Genomic DNA, 26,654 nt, shown 5'->3' with positions numbered 1-26,654 from the left:
GCTGAACCTGGGGCACGTGGTGGATGCCGAGAAGAAGCTGCGCGGCGGCGGGTTTGAACTGCGCACCGACGCGCATGGGGCGTTGCGGGCGGGGAAGGGGGTGTTGATCAGTGCGGATGCGCAGGTGCAGGCGCAGGGGGATGTGCTGGAGATGGCGGCCGCCGTCGGCCGCCTGCAACAGGCCGGCGAGCAACTGCAATCGCTTTCCAGCGACGCCGAAGCCGCCAAGGCAACCCCGGCCGATCTGCAGGCGCAGCTCAACCTGCTGCGTGACGAACTGGAGCAGCTCAAGGCCGCCACCGTGCTGGTCAGCGCCCCGCAAGGCATCGCCCTCACCAGCGGCAAACACCTGCAACTGGCCGCGCACGCCAACCTGATGGCCAACGCTGGCGCCAATGCCGACATCAGCGTGGTCAAGCGCCTGTTCATGGGAGTAGGGCAGGGCCTGAGCGTGTTCGTGCGCAAAGTCGGCATCAAGCTGATTGCCAATCAAGGCCCGGTCAGCGTCCAGGCGCAGAACGACCGGCTGGAACTCATGGCTCGCCATGGGCTGGACATCACCAGCACCGAAGACGAGATCCATATCACCGCGAAAAAGAAAATCACCCTGAACGCCGGCGGTAGCTACATCACCCTGGACCCGTCGCGCATTGAAGCGGGGACCGAGGGGGACTGTTTCGTCAAGTCGGCGCATTTCAACTACAGCGGTGCGGCGAGCATGAAGGCTGGGCACCCGGAGTATCCGGTGGGGCTTTCCAAGGAGCGGTTGAGTCTCCAGGTGCCGATAGCCCCCAACTCTGGCGGTGCTGGCGGTCAAGGGTATGTCGGCATGCCCTACACACTCTACGCGGATGGCGTTGAGCTCCAACGAGGCATTCTGGACAAGTCCGGGCAAATACTCGTCGACCATCAGGTGGTTACCCGCGACTACCAGGTTGAGACGACCTCCGGCTGGAGCTTCGGGATCCCCATTCCCGCGCAATACCGCAACCCCGAGCAAGCCCACATCGCCAATCGGGGCGTTCACAACCACCCGGCAAAAGCCGCGCCGCATACGGAGCATCGTTCCGAGTACGCCTCGGTCATGGATGACCCTCAGCTTGAAGAAGGAACCAAACCATGAAACATCCGGAAGTTATCGTGCCGGTTGCATTCGAGCACACCAACACCGCGACCTGCACGCCAGGTTGGTACATCAAGAGCACCGAATACAACCCGGCCAGGGCTACTTTCGAGGCGTTGGTCAATGGGGAAGAGGCGTTCGCTGCCGTGCACCTGGCCATTGCCGAGGCTGTCCGGAGCATTGACATCATTTGCTGGGGTTTCCAGCCCTCCATGTATTTCATCAGGGATGGAAAGGCCTCCAGCATCGGTGAACTGCTGAAGAAGAAAGCGGCGCAGGGCGTGCAAGTACGGGTATTGGCCTGGGAAATGCCGTTCAACCTGGCAGGCGCAGGGGGCGAGGCCAATTTGCCCGGCAAGGGCAGGTTCAGAGTGGGCAGCCACGCGTTGCAAAGTTCCACGCCTGCCCAGTACGCAGAAGACCGCGCCTGGTTTGATGCTTTCGCGGTAACTGATGGCCGAGCCGTACAGGAAGTTGCGCGCGGCGTACCGGTGCTGGTCAGTCGCGGCTTCAGCCTGCGTGAGCGGCGCCAGATATTCGCGGATGGCAAAAACAACAGCCTGGATGCCGATATCAGCAACCGCACCCTGCTCGCGCATGCCGCCGCGCCTAGCCACCATCAGAAAAGCGTGATCATCGATTTTGAGGTGCCGGAAGTTGCCGTCGGGTTTGTCATGGGCCACAACATGCTCGACGAATACTGGGACACCGAAAAGCACTCCGGGCTCAACCGCACTTCCGCAAGCAAACCTGCGCCCAATCGAGGCGCGCGTGGCAACACCCCGCGCCAGGACATATCCAGCCGAATCAGCGGCCCGGTGCTGGCCGACCTGCACCATAACTTCGCCACGGCCTGGTTCAAGGAAACCGGCGAAGACCTCCTACTAGCCAGGAATGCGGCGCAAGTAAAACCGACACTCAAGTATCGGCATGGCGTTACCCGGCAGATGGCCCAGATGCTGGTTACCCAGCCACAACGAGACCCTTCGAATCCCGACAAGGAAAGCCGCAAGGAAATTCAGGAGGCCTACCTGCAGGCCGCCAACAACGCCGCGCAGTTTATCTACATCGAAAACCAGTACTTCCGTTGGCCGCCGTTGGCAGAAGTGATCAAGGCCGCAGCGGCCAACCAGGTGAGGGATGGACGCAATCCTGATGAGCATGGGGTTGTCCATCTTTTCGTTGTCACCAACGCCAGCGAAGACGGTGTAGGGCCCGGTGCGTTGAATACACAGCGCATGCTGGAGAGCCTGGGGCGTGCAGACACCATTCCCAAGGTCACCCAACTGCGGCGCATCAAGGCTGCGCAGGACAACGCGCCGCCCAAGCCAAGGCCGGACCTGCGCGACTCCATTGGCCAGCGCGAACTCAAGGAGTGGCAAGCCACGCTGGACAAACAGGTAGAGGCAATAAAAGACCACAAGCTGGAAATAGAAGAGATACCCGGGTTGAAAGTTCACGTGTGTTCGCTGGTAGCGCCCGACACCCCGGACGGTACAGCGTGGATGCCGGTGTATATCCACTCCAAGTTGATGATTGTAGATGACGCCTTCACGACCCTTGGTTCGGCGAATGTCAATACTCGAAGTATGCAGGTTGATAGTGAATTGAATATTGCGCATGAGTGGGTAAGTGTGACTAAGGCGCTGAGGCGGAGGTTGTGGGGGATGCATACGGGGATGATGGGGGCGCAGGATGATGTGGGAGAGGCATTTCATGAGTGGGGAGTTATTATCGAAAAAAATAAAAACGCCAAATTAACGAGGGAGAGTCCGTACGCCCCGTTAGTGGAATTTTTCTATGATAAAGAAACGCTTGTGGATTTGGATTGATGCGCCAGTTTTTTATGGTTTCGTTTCTTGGGTTAGTAGCCTGCAATCATAATCCGTTGGATTATAATGTCGAGGATGTTTCTGTGAGTCCGATTGCTGAGTTGAAGGCTGGGTTGAAGTTTAATTGTGTTTCTGAAGCTATTCCTGCACCATCCGATGAGGCTGATCTGGTTTTTAAATATGCCCGTTGGCTACAGAAAAACAACGAGCTAAAACGAGAGCCCGAAAAAAATCTGGAGATTGAGCGCCTTTATCGGATTGCCGCAGAGAGTGGTCATTATAAGGCTAAAATTAATTTGCAGAACGGCGCCATGCGCCGTCAATTCAAGTTGAAACGTGAGGAATATCAGCGTTTCAGTCAAGAGCTTATCGATGCAGATGTTGCGACGGGCTACTATTTTGTCGCGCGCTTCGTCAAGCATGGTGCGTTCGGGCTCAGGGAAGATCCTGAAATGGCGCTGCGGTATTATCGCAAGGCCGCGGATAAGGGCAGCGCCCAAGCTCAACAATATATAGCTGACCTGCTTGCGCCTATTGATATTGCCCCGGAGATTGCCCGGCAACTGCGCCGCTGCGCTGCGGAGCAGGGCAACGCCGATGCGGCGGTGGGGTTGGGAATAAATCTTGCCTCGAGCGGGCGCTATGAGGAAGCCGTTCAAGTATTTCAACTGGGCGTGGCCGCAGGAAGCCCAATCGCAGCACTTATTCTTGAAAAAGGCTTTAAAAGCCCGGCCCCAGATAATGCTCTTTATTATCTTGGGCTGAAAAATGACTCAGAGCGGGTCAAGCGTTACAAAGAAATCGGCGCGCGTCTTAGTGGCTTCTCATATGCCCATCCCACCGTCCCGGATGTTAATGAAATCGTCCCCCTGCCGCCTGCAGAACTCCCCGAATGGGATGGAAGACTTCAGTGGGTCAAAGACCGCAAGGCTAATATTCCCCCACCAAAACCCAGCGAGGAACTGCTCCTGCGCCTGGCCAATGCCAAGAAGCTCGACCCAGCCACCGGCAAACCACTCCCCAGTTCACCCGACTTCACCCAGGCGAACTTCCCGCAGCAAATCTGCTACCCCGGCGAAACCTGCCCACAGGCCGGACACTGGAAAGTCATTTGGCCTTCGTTGCGTAACGTCAGGCCGAAAGAGGTGATCCGTTACTTCGATGAAGGCGATATTTTTCCGCTGCAAACGGTGGAGCGCTACCACCTGCGGCCGTGGCCGCTGCGTGACAAGACTACGTTCCGCGAAGAGGCGGTTGAGTGGGGGCTAATTGGATGAGCAGTAGTTCCTCAACGTTTGCCGTGAGCGCCTGGCAATGCCTGCCAGAGAGGGCCCGCTTGCCACGAGGTCGCTCGGCGAAGTCAGCCTCATGTAAGTTATTTATGTTTTCGTTTTTGGGGTTGGCAGCCTGTAATCATAGTCCGTGGAGCTATAATATTGAGGATGTTTCTGCGAGCCCTATTGCTGAGTTAAAGTCTGAGTTGAAGTTTGATTGCGTTCATGAGGCTTTTCCTGCACCAACCGATGAGGCTGAACTGGTTTTTAAATATGCGCGTTGGCTGCAGAAAAACAACGAATTGAAACGAGAGCCCGAAAAGAATGTGGAGGTCGAGCGACTTTATCGGATGGCCGCAGAGAGTGGTCATTATAAGGCCAAGATTAATTTGCAGAACGGCGCGATGCGCCGTCAATTCAAGTTGAAACGTGAAGAGTATCAGCGTTTCAGTCAGGAGCTTATCGATGCAGATGTCGCTACGGGCTACTATTTTGTAGCACGTTTCGTCAAGCATGGTGCGTTCGGGCTCAGGGAAGATCCTGAAATGGCGCTGCGCTATTATCGCAAGGCTGCGGATAAGGGCAGCGCCCAAGCCCAACAATATATAGCTGACCTGCTCGCACCCATAGACATCGCGCCGGAGATTGCCCGGCAACTGCGCCGCTGCGCGGCGGAGCAAGGTCACGGTGATGCAGCGGTGGATTTGGCAATAGATTTTGCGATAGATGGGCATTACGAGAAGGCCGTTGAAGTATTTCAATTGGGAGTGGCTGCCGGGAATCCTACTGCAGCGTTAGCCTTGGAAGAGGGTTTTAAAGGTCCCCCTCCGGAGAGAAAGCTCTATTATCTAGCTCTTGAGAAAGACTTGGAGCGGGCCAAGCGTTATGAAGAAATAGGCGCGCGCCTCAGTGGCTTCTCCTATGCCCATCCCACCGTCCCGGATGTCAACGAAATCGTCCCCCTGCCGCCCGCAGAACTCCCCGAGTGGGATGGCAAGCTTCAGTGGGTCAAAGACCGCAAGGCCAACATCCCGCCACCCAAGCCTAGTGAGGAACTGATCCTGCGCCTGGCCAGCGCCAAAAAGCTCGACCCGGCCACCGGCAAACCACTCCCCAGTTCACCCGACTTCACCCAGGCCAACTTCCCGCAGCAAATCTGCTACCCCGGCGAAACCTGCCCACAGGCCGGGCACTGGAAAGTCATTTGGCCTTCGTTGCGTAACGTCAGGCCGAAAGAGGTGATCCGCCACTTCAATGAAGGCGATATTTTTCCGCTGCAAACGGTAGGACGTTACCACCTGCGCCCGTGGCCGCTGCGTGACAAGACCACTTTCCGGGAAGAGGCAGTTGAGTGGGGGCTAATCGGATGAGCCACGCCGTGAGCACCACCTGAAGTCTGAATGTCCGAATTGAAACGACGGTTGTCCCGAACGCGCAGGCGTCAGATCAATAGGATCCAATAATCTTCAAGCCTTGTCCCACGTGATGAAGGCTTGAGATGTTCGCTCCCCGGTTTCGCCCCTTCCTGTGGCTGTTGATTGCCACGCTGCCCGCCTGCAGCTCATGGACCCACCATGAGCCTGCGCGGTCTACATTGGCCAGCGGCAACCCGCTGCAGCACCTGCCGGCGCAGGTCACCGCCCAGCCCCTGCCGGCCCTGTGGTGGCAGCTGTACCACGACCCGCAGCTGGATGGGCTGGTACGGCAGGCGCTTGCGCATAACCGCGACCTGGCGGCCGCCCAGGCCCATGTGCAGGCGTTGCTGGGTGGCCTGCACGAGGCGGACGCGCAACGCTGGCCGAGCACCGACGTGCAGCTGGGCGCCAGCTACGGCAAGACCGCCGACGACCAGACGCTGGCCAGGTCCACCAACAGCCATGCGCCGGCGCAGTGGGAGTTCAACCCGGGGCTGGAGCTGGCCTACCAGGTGGACGTGTGGGGCCAGGTGCAACAGTCCATCGAGCGCGCCCAGGCCAATGCCGACGCCGCCGTGGCCGCCGAGGATCAGTTGCGTGTCACGGTGGCGGCGCAGACCACCCGCGCCTATGTCAACGCCTGCTCCCTGGGCGCCCGCGCCGCGGTGCAGCGCCAGTCGCTGCAAGTGTTGGGCGATAGCGTGCGGTTGCTGCAGCGCCAGCGCCAGGGCGGGGTGGTCACCGATTTCGAGGTGTCGCGCATGCAGGCCTTGCAGGACCAGACCCAGGCGCTGCTGCCGATGCTGGAGGCGCGCCGCCAGGCGGCGGTATTCGAGCTGGCGACGTTGACCGGCAACAGCAACCCCGACCCGGTCAGTTGTGTGCAGGTACCCCGGCTCGATGCCGAACTGCCGGTGGGCGACGGTTGGCAATGGCTGGCCCGGCGCCCGGACATCCGCCAGGCCAGCCGCGAACTGCAGGCTGCCAGCCTGCAGGTGGGCATCACCCAGGCGGACCTTTACCCCAAGGTCAGCTTCGGCGCGTCGCTGACGTCGTCCAGCCATGCCCTGAACGAGCTGGGCAGCAGCCAGGCAGTGATGTTCGGCATTGGCCCGCTGATCAGCTGGCAGTTCCCCAACCGCGCCGCCAACCGCGCCCGCGTCGAACAGGCCAAGGCCCTGGAGCAGGGCAGCCTGGCACGCTTCGACGGCCAGGTGCTGTTGGCGCTGCAGCAAGTACGCCAGGCGCTGGTGCTGTATGACGGCGAACGCCAGCGACATGCGGCCTTGGCCCAAGCCCTGGCCGACAGCCAGCGCGCCTTCGACCTGGCGCAGCGCAACTACCGCGCCGGCGCCCTGGATTTTCTCGACGTGCTCGACAGCGAGCGCGAACTGGTAGCCCTCCAAGCTCAGGTCGCCGACGCCGACGGCCAGCTGCTGCAACGCCAGATCAACCTGTTCGCCGCCTTGGGCGGCGGCTGGCAACACACTGACACTCTTCCTGCCACTGCCGATGGAACCACCCGATGAACATTGCCGCCGACGAGATCAATCACCGTGAACAGCAATTGCTGGCCCGCCGGGCGGCGCGCCGCCGGCAGTTGCAGCTGGGGGCCGGGGTGCTGGGGCTATGCCTGGCCGCAGGTTATGGCGGCTACTGGTGGCTGGCCGGGCGTTACCTGGAAAGCACCGACGACGCTTACGTGCGCGCCGACTGGGTGCCGGTGAGTGCGCGCATCAACGGCTATGTGGCCCAGGTGGTGGTGGCGGACGATCAGCCGGTCAAGGCGGGCGAGGTGCTGGTGCGCATCGATGACCGTGATTATCAGGCGCGCCTGGCGGCGGCCAAGGCCAGCGGCGATGAAGCCGATGCCTCGGTGCTGGCCGCGCAGGCCAGCCTGGCGGTGGCCGGCGAGCGGGTGGCCGAACAACAGGCGGCCATTGCCCAGGCCGCGGCACTGGTGGAGGGCGCCCGCGCCGAAGCCCGCCGCGCCGGCCTCGACCGCCAGCGCTACCAGGGCCTGGTGCACGACCAGGCGGCCAGCGCGCAACGCCTGGAGACTGCCGAGTCCAGCTTCGCCCAGGCCAGCGCTGCGTTGCAGGCGGCCCAGGCGCGGCAACATCAGCAGGCCCTGGCGCTGAACGTTGCGCGCAGCCGCGAACAACTGGCCCAGGCGGCGGTGCAGCAACAGCTGGCACGCCAGGCACAGGCCCGGGCGCAGTTGGCGCTGGCGCGCAATGCCCTGGAGGACACCCTGGTGCGCGCGCCCATCGACGGCGTGGTCGGCCAGCGCAAGGTGCGCGAGCGCCAGTACCTGGCGCCCGGCCTGCCGTTGCTGGCGGTGGTGCCGGTGCAGCAGGCCTACGTGGTGGCCAACTTCAAGGAAACCCAATTGCAGCACATGCGCCCCGGGCAGCCGGTGGAGCTGCGCGTGGACAGCTTCGGCGGCCAGCGCCTGCACGGCCACGTGGCGAGTTTTTCGCCCGGCTCGGGGGCGGTGTTCGCGCTGTTGCCGTCGGACAATGCCACGGGCAACTTCACCAAGATTGTCCAGCGTTTCCCCGTGCGCATCCTGTTGGACAAGGGGGAGGGTGGTGCGCCGATTCTGCCGGGCATGTCGGTGGTGGCCACGGTGGATACCCGCGATGAGCGCTGAACCAGCGGTATCGTTTCGCGCCTGGGTGGCGGTCATCGGCGGCTTGTTCGGTTGTTTCATGGCCGGCATGAACGTACACGTCACCAGCGCTGCCCTGCCGGAAATCGAAGGCGCGCTGGGCGCCACGTTCCAGGAAGGCTCGTGGATTTCCACTGCCTACCTGGTGGCCGAGATCGTGATGATCCCGCTCACGGCCTGGCTGGTGGAGGTATTCTCGTTGCGACGGGTGATGCTGGTGGGCGCCTTCGTGTTCCTGCTGGCATCGGTGGCCTGCTCGCTGGCGCCCAACCTTGCGGTGATGATAGCCATTCGCGTGGTGCAGGGCGCGGCGGGCGCGGTGCTGATCCCGCTGTCGTTCCAGCTGATCATCACCCAGCTGCCGGCCAGCAAGGTGCCCATGGGCATGGCGCTGTTCAGCCTGGCCAACAGCGTGGCGCAGGCGGCGGGGCCGTCCATTGGCGGCTGGCTGACCGATGCCTACAGCTGGCGCTGGATTTTCTACCTGCAACTGGTGCCGGGGGTGTTGCTGCTGATGGCCATTGCCTGGGCCATCGACGCCAGCCCCATGAAACTCTCGCTGCTCAAGCGCGGTGACTGGTTCGGCATCGCGGCGATGATCATCGGCCTGGGCGGCGTGCAGATCGTGCTGGAGGAGGGCGGCCGCGAGGACTGGTTCGGCTCGGACTTCATTGTCGCCATGACCTGGGTGTCGGCGCTGGCGCTGGTGTATTTCGTCTGGTCGCAGCTGTACGGCAGCCGTGCGTTCATCAACCTGCGGCTGCTCAAGGGCTACAACTTCGGCGTGGCCAGCGTGGCCATGTTCATCTTCGGCGGCATGACCTTCGGCCTGGTGTTCCTGGTGCCCAACTACCTGTCGCAGCAGCAGGGCTACAACGCCAGCGAGATCGGCGTCAGCCTGATCCTGTATGGCCTGGTGCAGCTGTTGCTGGCACCGCTGATGCCGGGCCTGATGCGCGTGCTGAACCCCAAGCTGATGGTGGCTGGCGGTTTCCTGATCATGGCCCTGGGTTGCTACCTGGGTGCGTTCCTGGACGCCGACAGCGCCGCCAACGTCATCGTGCCCTCGGTGGTGGTGCGCGGCATTGGCCAGCCGTTGATCATGGTGGCGCTGTCGGTGCTGGCGGTGGCGGGGCTGAGCAAGGCCGAGGCGGGCTCGGCTTCGGCGTTGTTCTCGATGCTGCGCAACCTCGGCGGCGCCGTGGTCACCGCCGCCCTGGCCCAGGCGGTGGATGTGCGCGAGCGGGTGCACAGCGAGCGCATCGGCGAGGCCCTGAACGTGTTCGCGGCGCCGGTGCAGGAACGCCTGGGCGGCCTGCTCGACCCCTCACTGCCCGACCAGCAGCAGACCCTGGCGCTGATGATGGCCAGCGTCCGCCACCAGGCATACCTGATGGCCTACAGCGATGCGTTCTACGTGGCGTTCGTGGCGTTGGCGGGGTGCGCGGTGGCGGCGTTGATGATGCGCCGCTAGGACGCGGCCTACGGCCGCTGCTACACGACCGTGACCCGTAGCAGCGGCCGCCAGGCCGCGTCACAGCCACCACGGTGGCCTCTGGGCAGGCCAAAAAGTTCAATCTTTCGCCCCCCACCTACCTGATCAGGTAGTTGTTCCATTGCGCCATCACGCCGAGAATCACTTCCATTGGCAGCCAGTGTTTGCGCTGCCCGCCTGCTTTGCAAAGCCCTCGCCGTCTCACAACAACAAGGAAGAACCTTGCCTGCTGTACCCGCTTCCGGGTGCGTCGGGCTTCTATGCACGCAAATGGATGATTCAAGTGAGAGGTGTTCACATGCGACACGATAACTTCGTGGTCGAGGGGCTGTACAAGGATTACAAAGTCTACGTCGAACGCCTGGGCAATGACCCGCGGCGCAAGAATGTGCTGTGCGTCAACGGCGCCATGGCCACTACCACTTCTTTCACCCGTGCGGCGAAGGTGATGGCCGAGCACTTCAACGTGTTCCTGTTCGACCTGCCGTTTGCCGGCCGTTCGCGCGAGCACAATTGCCAGCAGCACCTGGTGACCAAGGACGACGAGGTGCAGCTGCTGCTGGCGCTGATCGAGCGTTTCGAGATCCACCACCTGGCCTCGGCCTCGTGGGGCGGTATTTCGACACTGCTGGCGCTCAGCCACAACCCCGAGTCCATCGACAGTTCGGTGGTGATGGCCTTCGCGCCCACCCTGAACAAGGCCATGCTCGACTACGTCAACAAGGCGCGCCTGCTGATTGAAAGTGACAGCAAGTCCGACATCGGCCACCTGCTCAACAACACCGTGGGCCGCTACCTGCCGCCGCGCCTCAAGGCCAGCAACCACCAGCACATGGCGTCGCTGGCCACCGGTGAATACCATCAGGCCAAGTTCCACATCGAGCAGGTGCTGCAACTGGGTGGCGGTGGCTACCTGGAGCGGCTGGGCAGCATCAACAGCCACGTGCACTTCATCAACGGCCTGTGGGACGAGTACACCAGCCCCGCCGATGCGCTGAATTTCGCCAAGCACGTGCCCAGCTGCAGCTTCGCCGTGCTGGAGGGTACCGGGCATTTCCTCGACCTGGAATCGCGGCTGGCCGCAGCCCGTGTGCACCGTGCGCTGATGGGCCACCTGTTGTCTGTGCCGTGGAAACCCATGGTCGCTCAGGCCCGGTACGCCTGAGTGAGTGTTTTTTCGAGTGAGGTATGCCCATGCACGTAATCATGGTGGCCATCGGTTCGGCCGGTGACGTTTATCCTTTCATTGGCCTGGGCAAGGCCCTGGTCGAGCAGGGCCACGGGGTCACCTTGTGCAGCATGCCGGCGTTCCAGCAGGCCATCGAGCAGCAAGGGCTGGAGTTCGTGCCGGTGTGCGACGAGCAGACCTACCGCCAGGCCATGGACGACCCGCGCCTGTGGGAGCCCAAGACGTCGTTCGGCACCTTGTGGCAGGCCATTGCCGGCATGCTGGAGCCGGTATATCGCTACATCGCCTCGCGGCGTTTCGAGGACATCGTGGTGGTGGGCTCGTTGTGGGCGCTCGGCGCACGCATTGCCCACGAGCGCTATGGCATTCCCTACCTGTCGGTGCAGGTGTCGCCGTCGACGCTGCTGTCGGCCCACGTGCCGCCCGTGCACCCCAAGTTCAACGTTTCGCCGCGCATGCCGCTGCCGCTGCGCAAATGGCTGTGGCGCGGTATCGAGTATTTGAGCCTGGACCGCACCTGTGCCCCGGCCATCGATGCGCTGCGGCATAAAATCGGCCTTACCGGCACCGTGCAGCGCGTCTTCAGTCAATGGCTGCATGCGCCACAGGGCGTGCTGTGCCTGTTCCCCGACTGGTTCGCCGCGCCGCAGCCCGATTGGCCGCGGCCGCTGAGCATGGTCGGTTTTCCGCTGTTCGACGGCAGCCAGGGCGGCGAGCTGGACCCGCAGTTGCAGGCGTTTCTCGACGCCGGCCCGGCGCCGGTGGTGTTCACCCAGGGTTCGACCACGCATTTCGACCAGCGCTTCTACCGCCTGGCCATCAGTGCGCTGGCCAAACTGGGGGCCCGCGGTATTTTCCTCACCGGTGACCGCGAGCCCATCGCCGGCCTGCCCACCAGCGTGCTGCAGTGCCGCTACGCGCCGATGTCCACCTTGCTGCCCCATTGCGCAGCCCTGGTGCACCCGGCGGGCGTGGGCGCCATGAGCCTGGCGCTGGCGGCGGGTATTCCCCAGGTGGTGATGCCGGTGGCCCATGACCAGTTCGACAATGCCGAGCGCCTGGTGCGCCTGGGGGCGGGGGTGCGCTTGAAGCTGCCGTTGGGCGAGCACGACCTGCTCGAAGCGCTGGTGCACGTGCGCAGCGACCCGGGCATTCATCGCGCCTGCGTGCTGGCCCACCAGCGTTCCGTGCTCAGCGATGCCTGCGCGCAAGCGGTTGAACTGATTGAAGAGTGCCACGGCCGCCACAGCGCCCGCGCCTTGTCACAGGCAGGGTAGGGCGGCGGAATATTGACGTATTGTAATCAGACATTTCATTGACACACGGCGACGGTGCGTTAGATTCCCTGCAAGGATGGGAAATCGAGAGCAGAGTCATGGGCAAGGACAGCGATCTGGTGCGATGGGCGAACGAGCTCCGCGCCGAGATGCTCGCACAACAGCACATCTGGCAGGTGCTGACGGTGCTGGACCGTGAGGTGCATCGATTGGGCTTCGACTATTACGCCTGCGGCATTCGCCACCTGGTGCCGTTTACGCGACCGACCACCGAGGTCATCGGTTCGTACCCCGATGACTGGCTGGAGCATTACCAGGCGCAGGACTACGCCCGGGTCGACCCTTCGATCCTGCACGGCCTGCGCTCCAGCGACATGGTGGTGTGGGACGACGCGTTGTTTCGCGAGTGCCGCCAGCTATGGGGCGAGGCCCGCGACAACGGCCTGCGCGTGGGCGCCACGTTGCCGCTGCGCACCACCAACCAGACCCTCACCGTGCTGTCGGTGGCCCGCCATGACGAAAAGATCGGCGCCATGGAAAGTGAAGTGGTGCGCCTGCACCTGCGCTATCTGATCGAGCAGACCATGCAGCGCCTCGCCGAGCTGGGCCACCCCATGCTCGGGCAGCCGTCCATCAGCCTCAGCCAGCGCGAGCGCGAGGTGCTGCAGTGGACGGCGGACGGCAAGAGCTCTGGCGAAATTGCGCTGATTCTCGATATCTCGATCAACACCGTCAATTTTCACCTCAAGGCCATCCTGAAAAAATTCAAGGCGACCAGCAAGACCCTGGCCGCGGCGCATGCCGCCATGCTGGGGCTGCTTTAAGACAAGGAAATCACCCCCGATGGTCCAGATAATCAGCAAACGCTACAGCGAACTGTCGGCGCCGCTGCGCGATGCCCTGGGGCGCTACCGCCACCGGGTGTTCATCGAACAGATGGGTTGGGACGTGCGCAGCACCTCACCGCTGGCCGGCCGCGAGTTTGACCAGTTCGACCACCCCGGCACGCGCTACATCATCGCCCTGGACGAGCACGGCCAGGTGCGTGGCTGCGCGCGGTTGCTGCCGACCATGGAGCCCTACCTGCTGGGCGAGGTGTTCGACTACCTGTGCGATGAAACCCCACCAGCCAACCGCGGCACCTGGGAAATCTCGCGTTTCGCCGCCCAGGCCGACCAGGACCCGCGCCTGGCCATGCGCGTGTTCTGGACCACCCTGCACGCAGCGTGGGAACTGGGCGCCAAGGCCGTGGTGGCGGTAACCACGGCGTCGCTGGAGCGTTATTTCCAGCGCAATGGCGTGGTGCAGGCGCGCCTGGGCGAGGCACGCAAGGTCAAGGGCGAGCGCCTGGTGGCGCTGCATTTCGATGCCTGGCAGCCCAATGGCGTGCGCGAGTTGGGCCTGGGCGAGGTGGCCTAGCGGAACTCCAGGCCCTTGGCATTGACGCCTTCGAAACGGAAGGCCAGGTAGTCGAGCAGGTAGTTCTGCCGCAGCCGCCAGGGCGCCCGCGCGCCCTGTTTGGGCAAGCCATCCAGGGCGCGCAGCACATACCCTGAATTGATATCCAGCAGCGGCCGGCGCGCACCGCTGGCGTCGTCCAGGCGCGCCTGGCACTGCCGATAGCCGTGGCGCTGCATGTGGTTGAGCAGGCGGCACACGTGGCGCGACGACAGGTCGGCGCGCAGCGTCCACGAGGCATTGGTGTAGCCCACGCAGAACGCCAGGTTCGGCACCCCGTCCAGCAGCAGCCCCTGCCATGCCAGGCGCTGGCCCAGGTCCACGGCCTGGCCATCGACGCTCAGGCGCATGCCGCCGCAGGCCTGCAGCTTGAGGCCGGTGGCGGTGATGACGACGTCGGCGGGCAGGCGCTTGCCCGAGGCCAGCAGCAGGCCGTCGGCCTCGACGCTGGCGATGGTGTCGGTCACCACCTGCGCCTTGCCGCTGGCGATGGCCTTGAACAGGTCGCCGTCGGGCACGATGCACAGGCGCTGGTCCCACGGTGCGTAGCGGGGCGTGAAGTGCGTGTCCACGGCGTAATTGCGTGGCAGGGCACGCTTGACCCCCAGGCGCAGCAGGCGCGCCGCCAGCCTTGGCAGGCGCCGGCATAGCTGGAACAGCGCCTGGCCAGCCAGGGCGTTTTTCCAGCGCGCCAGGCTGCCGGCCAGGGGCGCGGGCAAGGTCCGGCGCAGCCAGTTGGCGAGGTGGTCGCGGGCGGGCAGGGCCAGCACGTAACTGGGCGAGCGCTGCAGCAGCGTCACCTGCCGCGCCGTTTGCGCCAGCGCCGGCACCAGGGTCACGGCGGTGGCGCCGCTGCCGATCACCACCACGTCGCGGCCGCTGCAATCAAGGTCGGCGGGCCATTGCTGCGGGTGCACCCAGCGGCCAGTGAAACGCTGTTCACCGGGGAACGCGGGCCGGTAACCCTCGGCGTAGTCGTAGTAGCCACAGCACAGGTACAGGAAGTTGCACTGATACTGGCGGGCGCTGCCGTCCACTTCGACCTCCAGGGTCCAGCGCGCCGCTTGTGAATCCCAGGCGGCGCCCTGCACCCGGTGGCGGAAGCGGATGTGCCGCTCGATGTCACCGTCCCGGGCGGTGTCGCGCAGATAGGCGTTGATGGCGGCGCCATCGGCGATGGACGCCGGCCCCTGCCAGGGCCTGAAGGGGTAGCTGAGGGTGAACATGTCCGAGTCCGAGCGGATGCCGGGGTAGCGGAACAGGTCCCAGGTGCCACCCAGGGCGTCGCGGGCTTCCAGTACCGCGAAACGGCGGCCGGGGCACTGGCTTTGCAGGCGCCAGGCGGCACCGATGCCCGACAGCCCGGCACCCACGATCAGCACGTCGAAGGCCTCGATTGTCATGATCTTCCTTGTCTTAACCTGTAATGATTGCAGCCGGCGTCAATGACGGCGCGATGACATAAATTTGATAACTTCTCACTGATAATGTGCGCGCTTCCAACAATAAACGGAATTGCTTCGATGGGTACCCGATTGGTCCAGCTGCTGTCGTTCATCACCATCACCGGCCTGGTGTTCCTGACCCTTACAGGAATAGCCAATGCTTGAGTTGCCTGCCAATGCTTCCCGTGGTATCGCCCGCCAGGCCTGGTGGGCCGGGCTGGTCGCCCTGGTGCTGTTCATGGCCGGGGCCTGGGGCATGGCCCCCATCGGTTTCGATTCACGCTTCGTCATGTTCGCCCAGGAAATGCTGCGCCATGGCCTGACGTTCTTCCCCACCACCTATGGCCAGCCGTACGCCGACTACTCGGCCACCTCGACCTTCTTCATCTACCTGTTCTCGCGGCCGTTCGGCGAGGTCGGTAGTTTCAGTGCCTGGCTGCCGAGCGGCATCGCTGCCGCCGTGACCGTGGGGTTGCTGTACCGGCTGGTGGCCCCGTATTCGCGGCGCTGGGCGTTGGTCAGCATTGCCCTGATGGCGCTCAGCGGCACCTTTGTCATGGAAACCCGGGCGGTGTCCCAGGACATGATGCTGGCGGCGGTGAGCCTGGGGGTGTTCTACCTGGGCTACGCCTGCGACCATTTCCACAGCCCGCGCCGGCTGTGGGCGTTGCTGGCGCTGGTGGTGCTGGGCTTTGCCATCCGCGGGCCGATTGGCCTGGTGGTGCCTACCGGCATGCTGTGCAGCTACTACCTGCTCAACGGCCAGTGGCGGCGCCTGTTCACGTTCGGTTTCAGCGCCCTGGCGCTGCTGGGGCTGTGCGTTGGGCTGCTGTTGTGGCTGGCGCGCCTGAGTGGCGGCGATGCGTTCGTCGCCGACGTCATCCACATGCAGGTGGGCGGGCGCATCGATGGCAGCGAGGGGGCCAGCGGGCCGCTGTATTATTTCATCAGTTCGCTGGGCAACTACGCCCTCGCGTACCCGCTGGCACTGCTGGTGCTGGCGGGTGCCTGGTTCGCCGGGCCGGCGCGCCAGGGGCCTGGGCTGCAACTGCTCAAGTGCTGCGCGGTGGCCGGCCTGATCGTGCTGCTGGGGTTGTCGGTGCCGCAGGCCAAGAAGGCGCGCTACGTGTTGCCGATGCTGCCCATGGCGGCGGTGATCGCCGGTTATCCCTTCCACCGCCTGGGCGGGCGAGTGTTCGCCTGGCTGCGTGGCCTGATGCAGGGCGTGTGGCTGGTGATGCCGGGCCTGCTGCTGGCCGGGGTGCTGGTGGCGCACCATCGTTTCCCGCAATGGTTGCCGCATGTCATGGCGCCGGCCGTGGTGCTGGGCCTGTTGCAGGTGCTGGCCGTGGCCTGGCTGTTCAGGGCCAATGGGCGCGCCGTGGGGCTGGCGTTCTGCGCGGTGCTGGCGCTGTGGTCCAGCTACATCCTGGTGTTCGAACCGGTGGAGCAGGTGATGTATGACACCCGCACCTTCAGCCAGGCCGTCGACCAGGCGGTGCAGCGCGACCCGGCGCCGCTGGTGTTGCATGGCATGGGCAAGGACGCCAAGGCGATCAAGTTCATGGTCAACGTCAATCGTGACCTGCTGCCGCAGTTCACCGACAGCCTGGCGCAACTGGCTGCGCTGCCTGCCGGTACCTGGGTGATGATGGAAGCCAGGGACCGCGAGCTGCTCAAGGGCACGCCGTTGGGCAGCCAGGCTCCGGTGCTGGCTGGCAGCTTCGACAAGGATGACTACGTGCTGTTGCGCGCCCCATGAAGCAACCCTAACCCACGTAGCAGCTGCCGCAGGCGGCGTCCGGGTTCGCTGCGGTGTGCCGGGAGAAACGTGGGGCCTGGGACGCGGCCTTTGGCCGCTGCTACGGATCCTGCGTAGCAGCTGCCGCAGGCGGCGTCCGGGTTCGCTGCGGTGTGCCGGGAGAAACGTGGGGTCTGGGACGCGGCCTTTGGCCGCTGCTACAGGGGATCCGGGTTCGCGGTGGTTAGCGCTTGAGCGCCACGTCCCAGCCATCGGCGTTCATCACCCCCAGGGAGCTTGCCCGGTTGTGGGCGTCGATGGCGACGAAGAACGCCGTGCCGTAGTCGCTGGCATCGGCGTGCTCGAAATCCAGCTGTGCTTCCAACTTGCTGATGCAGTCGCTGTGGGTAATCAATACCAGGTTGCGGTGTGCCTGCTTGTGCGCCAGGGCATCCTGCAGCAGCGTCTTGCGGTTGCACACCCGCAGCCATTCCTGGCTTTGGCTGGCGGCGCCGAACATGCCCTGGCCGGTCTGCGCGGTGCGCGTGGTAGGGCTGCTGATGATATCGGTATTGGCCATGCCCATGCTGCGGAAACCATCGCCGATGCGCGTGGCCATGTCGTGGCCGTCATGGGTGATGCCGTCGGCCACGCCCATGCAGCTGGCGTCCGAGCGGTCGCAGCGCTCTACATGGCGAATCAGCACGATGACGTCACCGGCGGCCCAATGCCCGCGCACGCCGGCGGCGGCGAGGTTGCCCGGCTCGCCCAGGTCCAGCGGCGAGCGTGGCCACAGCACGAAACCGGTGACCAGGGCAGGCACCACCGCGACAGCGGCGCCGATCAGTAGCTTGCGCACCAGGCTGCGCTGCGGGGGTACCGTCATGGCTGAATTCCGAAGAAGCGTGCAAGAATATTGGACACTAGTGGCCAGCAGGTTATCTGGCCGTGAAGACACTGTGAAAAGATCGAAAATTCACCAACAGCGTCTCACTGGTTACCTTTACCGGAGCTGTCAGCCCGCGCGAAAGCCGACAGGTGAAGGGGCTTGCCCGCAAGCTCGATGATGCAGCCCGGGGCCCCGTCGCGCACCTGCAGGTGCAGGTCGTGCAGCCGGGCCACGGCAGCCACCATGCTCAGGCCCAGGCCATTGCCCACCGTGTGGCGGCTGCTTTCGGAGCGGTACAGGCGGCGGAACACCGCTTCGCGCTCGGCCTCGGGAATGCCCGGGCCGGTGTCGCTGACCTGCAGCGTTACGTTGTCGGAGCCGTGTGCCAGCGCTACCACCACGCAGGCGCCGTCCGGCGAGAACTTGATGGCGTTGTCCAGCAGGTTGCAGGTGGCGTCGAACAACAGCTGGGCATCGCCGGCAAGCATGGCCGGGCCGTCACTTTCCAGCAGCTTGAGGTCAATGCCGCGCTCCTCGGCCAGCGGCTCGAAGAACTCCACGGCGTCGGCGCCGATGCGGTTCAGGTCCACCGGCGCGAAGTGGCTGCGGCGGGCGCTGTCCTCGATCTCGGAAATACGCAGCAGCGCGCGGAAGGTCATCAGCAGGCCCTTGGCCTCGCCCAGCGCGGCATCGATGGTCTGCGCGTAATCTTCCTCGCGCAGGCCGCGCCGTTGGGCGCGCTCCAGCCCGGCGATCAGGCGCGTGAGGGGCGTGCGCAGGTCGTGGGCGATGTCGTCGCACACGCCTTTCACCTCGCTCATCAGCCGTTCCAGCTCATCGAGCATGCCGTTGACCACGCGGGCGATGCGGTCGATGTCGTCGTGGCTGCCGCGCACCGGCAGGCGCTGGCTGAGGTCACCCTCGACGATGCCGCGAATGGCGTTACTCAAGGCGTTGAGCCGCAGGCGCGTGGAGTTGCCCAGCCAGATCGCCCCCAGCAGCCCGACCACCAGCAGCAGCACGCCGCCGGATATCAGCGCGTTGACCAGCAGCTCATCGAATTCGTGAATATCGTGCACGTCCTGGGCTACCAGCAACTGCGTGCCGTCCTCCAGGCGGTGGACGATGAAGCGGATGGGCCGGTGATGACCGTTGGCCTTGAGCCAGCGAAACTCCTGGGGTTTGTCGTAGCCGGTGATGGGCGGCAGGTGGTGAATGGCGCCGGCCAGGTAATGGCCGTTGGCGTCGAACAGGGCGTGGGGCAGGCGGCCGTCGGCGTCCTGCTGGGCGTGCTTGCGGATTTCTGCCAGGCGCAGGTCAGGCGCCTGCTGGCTGCGGTTGTCCACCTGGCGGTAGAGGTTGGCGTCGGCTTCGGCCTTCAGGTACACCGCCGTCTGCCAGTACAGGTAACCGAACAGCGCCAGGAACGAACAGCCGAACAACGCCAGGAACAGCACGCCGATGCGAAAGCCGCTGGTACGGGGGATCTCACTCAGGCGCACGGAGGACATAGCCGGCTCCCCGAATGGTCTGCAGCATGGGCGCCTCGCCATCCGCGTCGATCTTGCGCCGCAGGCGGCCGATGTGCACTTCGATGACGTTGGTGCGCTCGTCGTAGCTGTAGTTCCACACCGCTTCGAACAGCATGGTGCGGGTCACCACCTCGCCAGCGTGGCGGGCCAGGTGCTCCAGCAGGGCATATTCACGCGGCAACAACTCCACCTCGCGCTGGCCGCGGTGCACGCTGCGCCGCAGCAGGTCGATGGTCAGCTCGCCCACCTGCAGCCGGTTGCTCTGCTCGCTGGGCATTGGCGCGCCGCTGCGGCGCAGCAGGGCATCCAGGCGCGCAGTAAGCTCGATGAACTCGAAGGGCTTGGTCAGATAGTCGTCGCCGCCGGCGCGCAGGCCGCGCACGCGCTCATCCAGCGCGCCCAGGGCGCTGAGGATCAGCACCGGGGTGGCCACGCCGGCGCTGCGCAAGGCGGTCAGCACGCCCAGGCCGTCGGTGCTGCCGGGCAGCATGCGGTCCAGCACAATCAGGTCGAAGGGGCTGCTCAAGGCCTGGACAATGCCCTGGCGGCCATCCCCGGCCAGGGCCACGGTGAAGCCATGGTCATGCAGCGCCGCCTCGATTTCGCGGGCGGTGGTGGGGTCGTCCTCGACGACCAGTACGTGGGTCATGGGCAGTGTCGCTCCGGCAGACAGTGGGCGAGGGCAGGGACAACACAGGGCCCCGGCTGGCATAGTGTGCGCATGCTTGGGGATACGGCAGGTCGCCGCCAGCTAAATTTTAGTTTAGGTAACGGTCGAGGAGGGCCGGCAATGCGCATTCTGGTGATCGAGGACGATGCCACTGCCGCCGGCTACCTGGTGCGCGGCCTGGCCGAAAGCGGCCACGTGGCAGACATCGCCGACAATGGCCGTGACGGCCTGGAGATGGCCTTGGAAGGCATCTACGACGCGCTGATCGTCGACCGCAGGCTGCCGCAACTCGACGGCCTTGAAGTGGTGCGCCAACTGCGGGCCGAGGGCCTGCAACTGCCGGTGCTGATGCTCAGCGCCCTGGCCTCCACCGAGCAGCGTGTGGAAGGCCTGCGTGCCGGCTGCGACGACTACCTGGTGAAACCCTACGCCTTTGTCGAGGTGGTGGCGCGCCTGCACGCGCTGCTGCGCACCGCCGGCCAGGCGCCGGGCAGCGGCGAACACCTGAAGGTCGGCGAGCTGGAACTCGACTGCGCCGCCCGCACCGCGCGCCGCCAGGGCCGGGAAATCCGCCTGCAGTATCGCGAATCACTGTTGCTGGCCAAACTGATGCGCCACAGCGGCGAGGTGGTCACGCGCGACATGCTGCTGGAAAGCGCCTGGGATTACGCGTTCGACCCCAACGACAACGTGATCGACAAGCACATTTACCGCCTGCGACGAAAGTTGGACGAAGGTTTCGACACCTCGTTGATCCGTACCGTCATGGGGGCAGGGTACGTCCTCGAATAACCCGCGCCCCGGTACACCCGACACACCGCGTGAAGCGGAGCTACGCAGGGCCTCTGTAGCAGCGGCCGCAGGCCGCGTCCCGGGCGCCGCAGCAGGCACGGGTACTTAAACAAAAGTTTATTTCCAGACGAACGTCCTGCAAGCGCCCCCCCTTTACCGTCGCAACCATTCGTGGACCCCCCGTCCACCCAAGGCTCGACGGAGTACCCATGGCCGCTGCTGCACCTTCCTTCTTTCGCTTGTGGCCCCTGTGCCTGGCCGTGCTGCTGGGCGGCTGCTCGCTGGTGCCGGACTACCATACGCCCAGCGCGCCGGTCGACGGCCCCTGGACCGCCGCGCAACCGCTGTCCGCGGCCCCCGGGGCCGGCGGCGCCTGGTGGCAGGAATTCCACAGTGCCGAGCTCGATGCCCTGGTGGCTCGCGGCCTGACGGGCAATTACACCCTTGAGGCGGCCAGGCAGCGCATCGACCAGGCCCGCGCCACTGCCCAGGTAGCCGGTGGCCTGCAATACCCGCAGCTGTCCCTGGACGGCAACTTCCAGCGCGAAAACAACTACGGCACCACCGCCAAGCGCAGCGTTGCCCTGGGCGCCAGTTATGAAGTGGATTTCTGGGGCAAGCAGCGCGCCACCGCCGATTCCGCCAGCGCCCTGGCCGACGCCAGCGTCTTCGATGCCCAGACCCTGCGCATGACCCTGGGTGCCAACATCGCCAACAGCTACTTCCAGGTACTTTCCCTGGACGAGCGCCTGAAGCTGGCCCAGTCGATTGCCGACGACGCCCGCCAGGTGCTCGACCTGGTGCAGGTGCAGGCCAGCCAGGGCGCGGTCTCCAACCTGGAAGTGGCCCAGCAGCGCAACGCCCTGCAGACCTTCGAGGCGGCCATGCCGCCGCTGCGCCAGCAACGTGACCAGGCGCTGTACCAATTGGCCGTGCTGGTGGGGGCGGCGCCTCAAGGCTTCACCCTGAACAGCGCCGGCCTGGCGGGCGTGAGCGTGCCGGTGCCCAACGCTGGCATGCCGGTCGCGCTGCTGCGCCAACGCCCCGATATCCAGGCCGCCGAAGCGCGCCTGCGCTCGGCCAATTTCGACGTCGGCGCAGCCCGCGCAGCGTTCCTGCCCAACCTGTCGCTGAACCTGCTGGGCGGTATCGACACCCTGGGCAGCGGGCAGATCTGGAGCGCCATCGGCACCCTCAGCCAGCCGCTGTTCCAGGGCGGCCAGCTCACCGGCCAGCTGAACCTCGACAAGGCCCACGTCAAGGAACTTGTGGCCACGTACCGCGAATCGGTGATTGAAGCGCTGCAGGACGTGCAGACGCAGCTGAGCGCCAGCCGCGAGCTGGACAAGAGCTACGCACTCAACCAGGCCGCCGTCGATTCCGCCCGTGAGGCCGCGCGTCTGGCGCAGGTGCGCTACCGCCTGGGCTCCACCGATTTCCAGACGCTGCTGATTGTCGAGCGCACCCAATACCAGGCCGAAGACACCCTGCTGCAGGTACGCCTGCAGCACCTGCAGGCCGCCGTCGGCCTGTTCCGGGCCCTGGGCGGCGACTTCAGCCCGGCCGCCACCCTCGCTTCCACTACCTTGACCAAGGACGCCCAGCCATGAGCCTCTCGTCTTCCCCCCGTCGCCTGCGCCTGGCCGCCCTGGCCGTGGCCGTGATGGCCGTTGCCGGCCTGGGCCGCTACAGCTGGGTCAACCATGCCCAGGCCGCGGTAGCCAAAGCCCCGGCGGCAGTGCCGGTGCACGTGTCCCAGGCCAGCCAGATGGACGTGCCCGTGTGGCTGTCGGCCATCGGCAACGTGCAGCCGCTCAACAGCGTCAACGTGCGGGTGCGCGCCGATGGCGAGCTGACCCAGGTGCTGTTCAACGAAGGCCAGATGGTGCAAGCCGGCAGCCTGCTGGCGCAGATCGACCCGCGCACCTACCAGGCCCAGGTGGCGCAAGCCCAGGCCCAGGTGGCCCGGGACCAGGCGCAACTGGCCAACCTGCACGTCAACCTGCAACGCGCCAGCAACCTGGCCGCCGCCAAGGCCGGCCCTACCCAGGACGTGGACACCTACAAGGCGCAACTGGCCGCGCAACAGGCCACCGTGCAGGCTGACCAGGCGGCCCTCGACAACGCCCGCCTGCAACTGGGCTTCACCCAGGTACGCGCGCCGTTCACCGGGCGCACCGGCCAGCGCCTGCTGGACGTCGGCTCGATCGTGCATGGCGCCGAGGCCACCGGCCTGGTGACGCTGACGCAGATGGACCCGATCTCGGTGGCCTTCGCCGTGTCCCAGGATGACCTGGCGCAAATCCTTGAACAGAACGGCAAGCAGCCTTTGCAGGTGGTTGCCATGAGCCGCGACGGCAGCCATGAAATCGCCCGCGGCCAGCTGACCTTCATCGACAGCCAGGTGGCCACCGCCAGTGGCCAGGTGCAGCTCAAGGCGCAGTTCGACAACGGCCAGCGCCAGCTGTGGCCGGGCGAGCTGGTCAGCGCGCGGCTGCTGATCAACACCCAGCGCGCCGCCACCGTGGTACCGGCCAGCGCCGTGCAGCTGGGCCGCGACGGCGACTACGTGTACGTGGTCAACGCCCAGCAGCAGGTGGAACCGCGCCAGGTGAAGGCGTCGAGCATTGTGGTGGATGGCAAGCAGTGGATTCGCGAAGGGCTTGCGCCTGGCGAAAGTGTGGTCACCGTCGGCCAGTCCCGGGTCGCGCCGGGCGTCAAGGTATCGGCCATTAATGAGCAGGCCGTGGCAGGGGTGCAACCATGAACGCGCTGGCCAGCCTGATCCCACGCCGCGTGGGCCTGAGCATGCTTGCGCTTGGCGTGATGCTGCTGGGCGTGTTTGCCTACTTCAAACTGCCGGTGGCGGCCTTGCCGACGGTGGACTTCCCCACCATCCAGGTCACCGCGCTGCTGTCCGGCGCCAACGCCGAGACCATGGCCAGCTCCGTGGCAACGCCCCTGGAACGGGCCTTTGCCGCCGTGCCGCAGGTTACTTCGATGACCTCGGCCAGCGCCGCCGGCAAGACTCAAATCGTGCTGCAGTTCGACCTGTCGCGCAACATCGACGGCGCCGCCCAGGACGTGCAGACCGCCATCAACGCCGCGGCCTCCAACCTGCCCAAGACCATGACCAGCCAGCCGACCTTCAACAAGGTCAACCCGGCCGAGGCCACGGTGCTGTCCATTGCCCTGACCTCGCCGGTGCGCACGCTGCCGGAGCTCAACCAGTACGTCGACAACTACATGGCCCAGCAGCTGTCGCAGATGCCGGGCGTGGGCATGATCGACTTCCACGGCCAGCAGAAACCGGCCATGCGCATCCGCATCGACCCGGACCGCCTGGCGGCCCGTGGCCTGACCCTGGAAGACGTGCGCAGCATCATCGGCATCAGCACCCTCGACCAGCCCAAGGGCAACCTCGACGGCACCAGCCGTACCATCACGCTGGGCGCCACCGACCAGTTGCTGGACGCGGCGCACTACCGTGACCAGGTGGTGGCCTACAAGAGCGGTGTGCCAATCAAGGTCAGCGACATTGGCGAGGTGGTCGCCGGCGCCGAGGACACCGAGCAGTCGGCCGCCCTGGACGGCCAGCCGACGGTGATCGCCGACATCCACAAGCAGCCCGGCTACAACGTGCTGGCCACCATCGACAACATCAAGGCGCGGCTGCCGTCGCTGATGGCGCAGCTGCCTGCCGACGTGCAGGTGCACATCGTCGGCGACCGCACCCAGACCATCAGCGCCTCCATCGACGACGTGCAGTTCACGTTGCTGCTGTCCATCGCCCTGGTCGTGGTGGTGATCTTCCTGTTCCTGCGCAAGGCCACGGCCACGCTGATTCCGGCCATGACCATTCCGTTGTCGCTGGTGGCCACCTTTGCGGTGATGTACCTGCTGGGCTACAGCCTGGACAACCTGTCGATCATGGGCCTGGCCATTGCCGTGGGCTTCGTGGTGGACGACGCCATCGTGGTGATGGAAAACATCGTGCGCCATCTGGAAATGGGCAAGTCGCGCTTGCAGGCGGCGGTAGAGGGCCTGCGCGAAGTGGGCTTCACCATCGTCTCCATGACCGTGTCACTGATCGCGGTGTTCCTGCCGATACTGCTGATGAGCGGCATTGTCGGCCGGCTGATGCGCGAGTTCGCCGTGACCGTCAGCGTCGCCATCGTGATGTCGTGCATTGTCTCGCTGACCATCACGCCGATGCTCTGCGCCTGGCTGCTCAAGCCCCACGCCGAGGACGAGCCCGAGGGCCGCTTCGCCAGCGCCTGCGAGCGCGCCTTCATGGCGGTGCAGAACGGCTACCAGCGCAGCCTTGACTGGGTGCTGGGCCACCAGCGCCTGACCCTGGCGGTGGCCATCGCCACGGTGGCGGTCACCGGCGTGCTGTACGCCAACATTCCCAAGGGCTTCTTCCCGCAGCAGGACACTGGCCTGATCACCGCCGTGGCCGAGGCTGCGCCGGACATCTCGCCCCTGGCCATGCGTGCCCAGGTGGGCAAGCTCGCCGATATCGTCGGCCAGGACCCGGCCGTCGACAAGGTGTACTTCTGGGTTGGCCCCAACCCCACCATCAGCCAGGCGAAAATGATGGTCGCGCTGAAGCCGTTCGCCCAGCGCAGCGCCAGCGCCAGCCAGGTCATCGCCCGCCTGCAGGCGCCGCTGGCGCAGGTGCCGGGCATCAAGCTGTTCATGCAGCCCAACCAGGACATCGTCATCGGTGGCCGGGCGGCCAAGACCCAGTACCAGTACACCCTGCAAGACCCCAACACGGCGGAGCTCAACCACTGGGCCGACGTGCTGCTCAAGCGTTTGCAGGGCTTGCCGCAACTGCAGCACGTGACCTCGGACCAGCAAAACGGCATTCCCCAGGCCACCCTCGATATCGACCGCGACTCGGCATCGCGCCTGGGCGTGTCGGTGCAGGCCATCGACGATGTGCTGTACGACGCCTTCGGCCAGCGCCAGGTGGCGACCATGTTCACCCAGTTGGACCAGAACCACGTGATCCTGGAGCTGGACCCGGCCTGGCAGGTATCGCTCACCACCCTTGAGCACCTGTACGTGCGCTCCAGCAGCGGCGCCATGGTGCCGTTGAACATGCTCACCCACCTCAAGCGCGAGCTGGTGCCGATCGCCATCAACCACCAGGGCATCTTCCCTGCCATCACCCTGTCGTTCGACCTGGCCCCGGGCATGGCGCTGAGCGATGCGGTGAACGCCATCAACCAGAACACCCAGGCGGCCGGCCTGCCCGACAGCGTGCAGGGCAGCTTCCAGGGCACCGCCCAGGCGTTCCAGGACTCGCTTAAGTCGCAACCGTGGCTGATCCTGGCGGCGATCATCACCGTGTACATCGTGCTGGGCGTGCTGTACGAGAACGCCATTCACCCGCTGACCATCATCTCGACCCTGCCGTCAGCCGGTTTCGGCGCCCTGGTGGCGCTGATGCTGGGTGGCCTGGACCTGTCGGTGCTGGGCATGATCGGCATCATCCTGCTGATCGGCATCGTCAAGAAGAACGCGATCATGATCGTCGACTTCACCCTGCAGGCCCAGGCCGAAGGGCGCACACCCCAGGAAGCGGTGCGTGAGGCCTGCCTGCTGCGCCTGCGGCCCATCCTGATGACCTCGCTGGCGGCGCTGCTGGGGGCCATCCCCCTGGCGTTCGGCCACGGCCCGGGCTCGGAGCTGCGCCAGCCGCTGGGCGTGGCAATTGTCGGCGGGCTGCTGGTGTCGCAAGTGCTGACCCTGTATACCACCCCCGTGGTCTATCTTTGGTTCGAACGCTTGCGTACGCGCAAGGCGGCCCGCCAGGAAGCAGTGGCCGCGTGAAGGA

20 protein-coding genes are annotated in these 26,654 nt (G+C 65.0%); 16 read left to right on the top strand and 4 right to left on the bottom strand.

Annotated elements, in window-relative coordinates:
* The 11 genes from AC0SZ7_RS23665 to AC0SZ7_RS23615 all read left to right on the top strand — a co-directional run.
* A partial coding sequence (locus AC0SZ7_RS23665) for a DUF2345 domain-containing protein (RefSeq protein ID WP_475506648.1) occupies nt 1-1,123 on the top strand: 1,123 nt, incomplete at its 5' end.
* Nucleotides 1,120-2,955, top strand: coding sequence for a phospholipase D-like domain-containing protein (locus tag AC0SZ7_RS23660; protein ID WP_475506647.1), 1,836 nt, complete (start codon nt 1,120-1,122; stop codon nt 2,953-2,955). The genes AC0SZ7_RS23665 and AC0SZ7_RS23660, both read left to right, overlap by 4 nt.
* Nucleotides 2,955-4,232: an SEL1-like repeat protein gene (locus AC0SZ7_RS23655; RefSeq protein WP_475506646.1), complete on the top strand. Its 1,278-nt coding sequence runs from the start codon at nt 2,955-2,957 to the stop codon at nt 4,230-4,232. Before AC0SZ7_RS23660 ends, AC0SZ7_RS23655 begins: the two co-directional genes overlap by 1 nt.
* 104 nt (nt 4,233-4,336) lie before the next feature.
* The gene (locus AC0SZ7_RS23650) at nt 4,337-5,599 is read left to right on the top strand and encodes an SEL1-like repeat protein (protein WP_475506645.1); all 1,263 of its coding nucleotides are present in this window, start codon (nt 4,337-4,339) and stop codon (nt 5,597-5,599) included.
* A 128-nt stretch (nt 5,600-5,727) separates the two neighbouring features.
* Nucleotides 5,728-7,173 carry an efflux transporter outer membrane subunit gene (locus AC0SZ7_RS23645; RefSeq protein ID WP_475506644.1) on the top strand — a complete coding sequence of 482 codons (1,446 nt, stop codon included), beginning with the start codon at nt 5,728-5,730 and terminating at the stop codon, nt 7,171-7,173.
* Nucleotides 7,170-8,300: an HlyD family secretion protein gene (locus AC0SZ7_RS23640; protein WP_475506643.1), complete on the top strand. Its 1,131-nt coding sequence runs from the start codon at nt 7,170-7,172 to the stop codon at nt 8,298-8,300. The genes AC0SZ7_RS23645 and AC0SZ7_RS23640 overlap by 4 nt, the downstream gene beginning before the upstream one ends.
* Entirely contained in the window at nt 8,290-9,792 is a 1,503-nt protein-coding gene (locus AC0SZ7_RS23635) for an MDR family MFS transporter (RefSeq protein ID WP_475506642.1), read from the top strand. The genes AC0SZ7_RS23640 and AC0SZ7_RS23635 overlap by 11 nt, the downstream gene beginning before the upstream one ends.
* Before the next feature lie 319 nt (nt 9,793-10,111).
* Nucleotides 10,112-10,978: an alpha/beta fold hydrolase gene (locus tag AC0SZ7_RS23630; RefSeq protein WP_475506641.1), complete on the top strand. Its 867-nt coding sequence runs from the start codon at nt 10,112-10,114 to the stop codon at nt 10,976-10,978.
* Between the two features lie 29 nt (nt 10,979-11,007).
* Nucleotides 11,008-12,279 (top strand): glycosyltransferase, encoded by a 1,272-nt coding sequence (locus AC0SZ7_RS23625; RefSeq protein WP_475506640.1) that lies wholly within the window; start codon nt 11,008-11,010, stop codon nt 12,277-12,279.
* A gap of 98 nt (nt 12,280-12,377) precedes the next feature.
* On the top strand, nt 12,378-13,103 hold the full coding sequence (locus tag AC0SZ7_RS23620) for an autoinducer binding domain-containing protein (protein WP_475506639.1): 726 nt from the start codon (nt 12,378-12,380) through the stop codon (nt 13,101-13,103).
* Nucleotides 13,104-13,122: 19 nt separating this feature from the next.
* The gene (locus AC0SZ7_RS23615; RefSeq protein ID WP_475506638.1) at nt 13,123-13,698 is read left to right on the top strand and encodes an acyl-homoserine-lactone synthase; all 576 of its coding nucleotides are present in this window, start codon (nt 13,123-13,125) and stop codon (nt 13,696-13,698) included.
* On the opposite strand, the gene AC0SZ7_RS23610 is transcribed toward AC0SZ7_RS23615, so the two are convergent.
* Nucleotides 13,695-15,140, bottom strand: a complete 1,446-nt coding sequence (locus AC0SZ7_RS23610) for a flavin-containing monooxygenase (RefSeq protein ID WP_475506637.1) — start codon at nt 15,138-15,140, stop codon at nt 13,695-13,697. The genes AC0SZ7_RS23615 and AC0SZ7_RS23610 overlap by 4 nt on opposite strands.
* Nucleotides 15,141-15,339: 199 nt before the next feature.
* Between AC0SZ7_RS23610 and AC0SZ7_RS23605 the strand changes: the two genes are divergently transcribed.
* On the top strand, nt 15,340-16,944 hold the full coding sequence (locus AC0SZ7_RS23605; RefSeq protein ID WP_475506636.1) for an ArnT family glycosyltransferase: 1,605 nt from the start codon (nt 15,340-15,342) through the stop codon (nt 16,942-16,944).
* 223 nt (nt 16,945-17,167) lie between these two features.
* Here the strand turns inward: AC0SZ7_RS23605 and pmrG are convergent, their stop codons facing one another.
* From pmrG to AC0SZ7_RS23590, 3 genes are all read right to left on the bottom strand, one after another.
* The gene (gene pmrG / locus AC0SZ7_RS23600) at nt 17,168-17,809 is read right to left on the bottom strand and encodes a lipopolysaccharide core heptose(II)-phosphate phosphatase PmrG (RefSeq protein ID WP_475506635.1); all 642 of its coding nucleotides are present in this window, start codon (nt 17,807-17,809) and stop codon (nt 17,168-17,170) included.
* 104 nt (nt 17,810-17,913) lie between these two features.
* On the bottom strand, nt 17,914-19,323 hold the full coding sequence (locus tag AC0SZ7_RS23595; RefSeq protein ID WP_475506634.1) for a sensor histidine kinase: 1,410 nt from the start codon (nt 19,321-19,323) through the stop codon (nt 17,914-17,916).
* Nucleotides 19,301-19,993: a response regulator transcription factor gene (locus AC0SZ7_RS23590; RefSeq protein ID WP_475506633.1), complete on the bottom strand. Its 693-nt coding sequence runs from the start codon at nt 19,991-19,993 to the stop codon at nt 19,301-19,303. The genes AC0SZ7_RS23595 and AC0SZ7_RS23590 overlap by 23 nt, the downstream gene beginning before the upstream one ends.
* Nucleotides 19,994-20,134: 141 nt before the next feature.
* Between AC0SZ7_RS23590 and AC0SZ7_RS23585 the strand changes: the two genes are divergently transcribed.
* The 4 genes from AC0SZ7_RS23585 to AC0SZ7_RS23570 all read left to right on the top strand — a co-directional run bounded on the left by AC0SZ7_RS23585 (nt 20,135) and on the right by AC0SZ7_RS23570 (nt 26,650).
* On the top strand, nt 20,135-20,806 hold the full coding sequence (locus AC0SZ7_RS23585; protein ID WP_475506632.1) for a response regulator transcription factor: 672 nt from the start codon (nt 20,135-20,137) through the stop codon (nt 20,804-20,806).
* Nucleotides 20,807-21,015: 209 nt separating this feature from the next.
* On the top strand, nt 21,016-22,416 hold the full coding sequence (locus tag AC0SZ7_RS23580) for an efflux transporter outer membrane subunit (RefSeq protein ID WP_475506631.1): 1,401 nt from the start codon (nt 21,016-21,018) through the stop codon (nt 22,414-22,416).
* On the top strand, nt 22,413-23,573 hold the full coding sequence (locus tag AC0SZ7_RS23575) for an efflux RND transporter periplasmic adaptor subunit (RefSeq protein WP_475506630.1): 1,161 nt from the start codon (nt 22,413-22,415) through the stop codon (nt 23,571-23,573). Before AC0SZ7_RS23580 ends, AC0SZ7_RS23575 begins: the two co-directional genes overlap by 4 nt.
* The gene (locus tag AC0SZ7_RS23570) at nt 23,570-26,650 is read left to right on the top strand and encodes an efflux RND transporter permease subunit (RefSeq protein WP_475506629.1); all 3,081 of its coding nucleotides are present in this window, start codon (nt 23,570-23,572) and stop codon (nt 26,648-26,650) included. Before AC0SZ7_RS23575 ends, AC0SZ7_RS23570 begins: the two co-directional genes overlap by 4 nt.
* The last annotated feature ends 4 nt before the right edge of the window (nt 26,651-26,654 follow it).

The sequence above is a fragment of the Pseudomonas sp. JC1203 genome, from assembly GCF_056175065.1.
The sequence above is the reverse complement of the archived record's forward strand: the minus strand, read 5'-3'. Positions and strand labels throughout refer to the sequence as shown.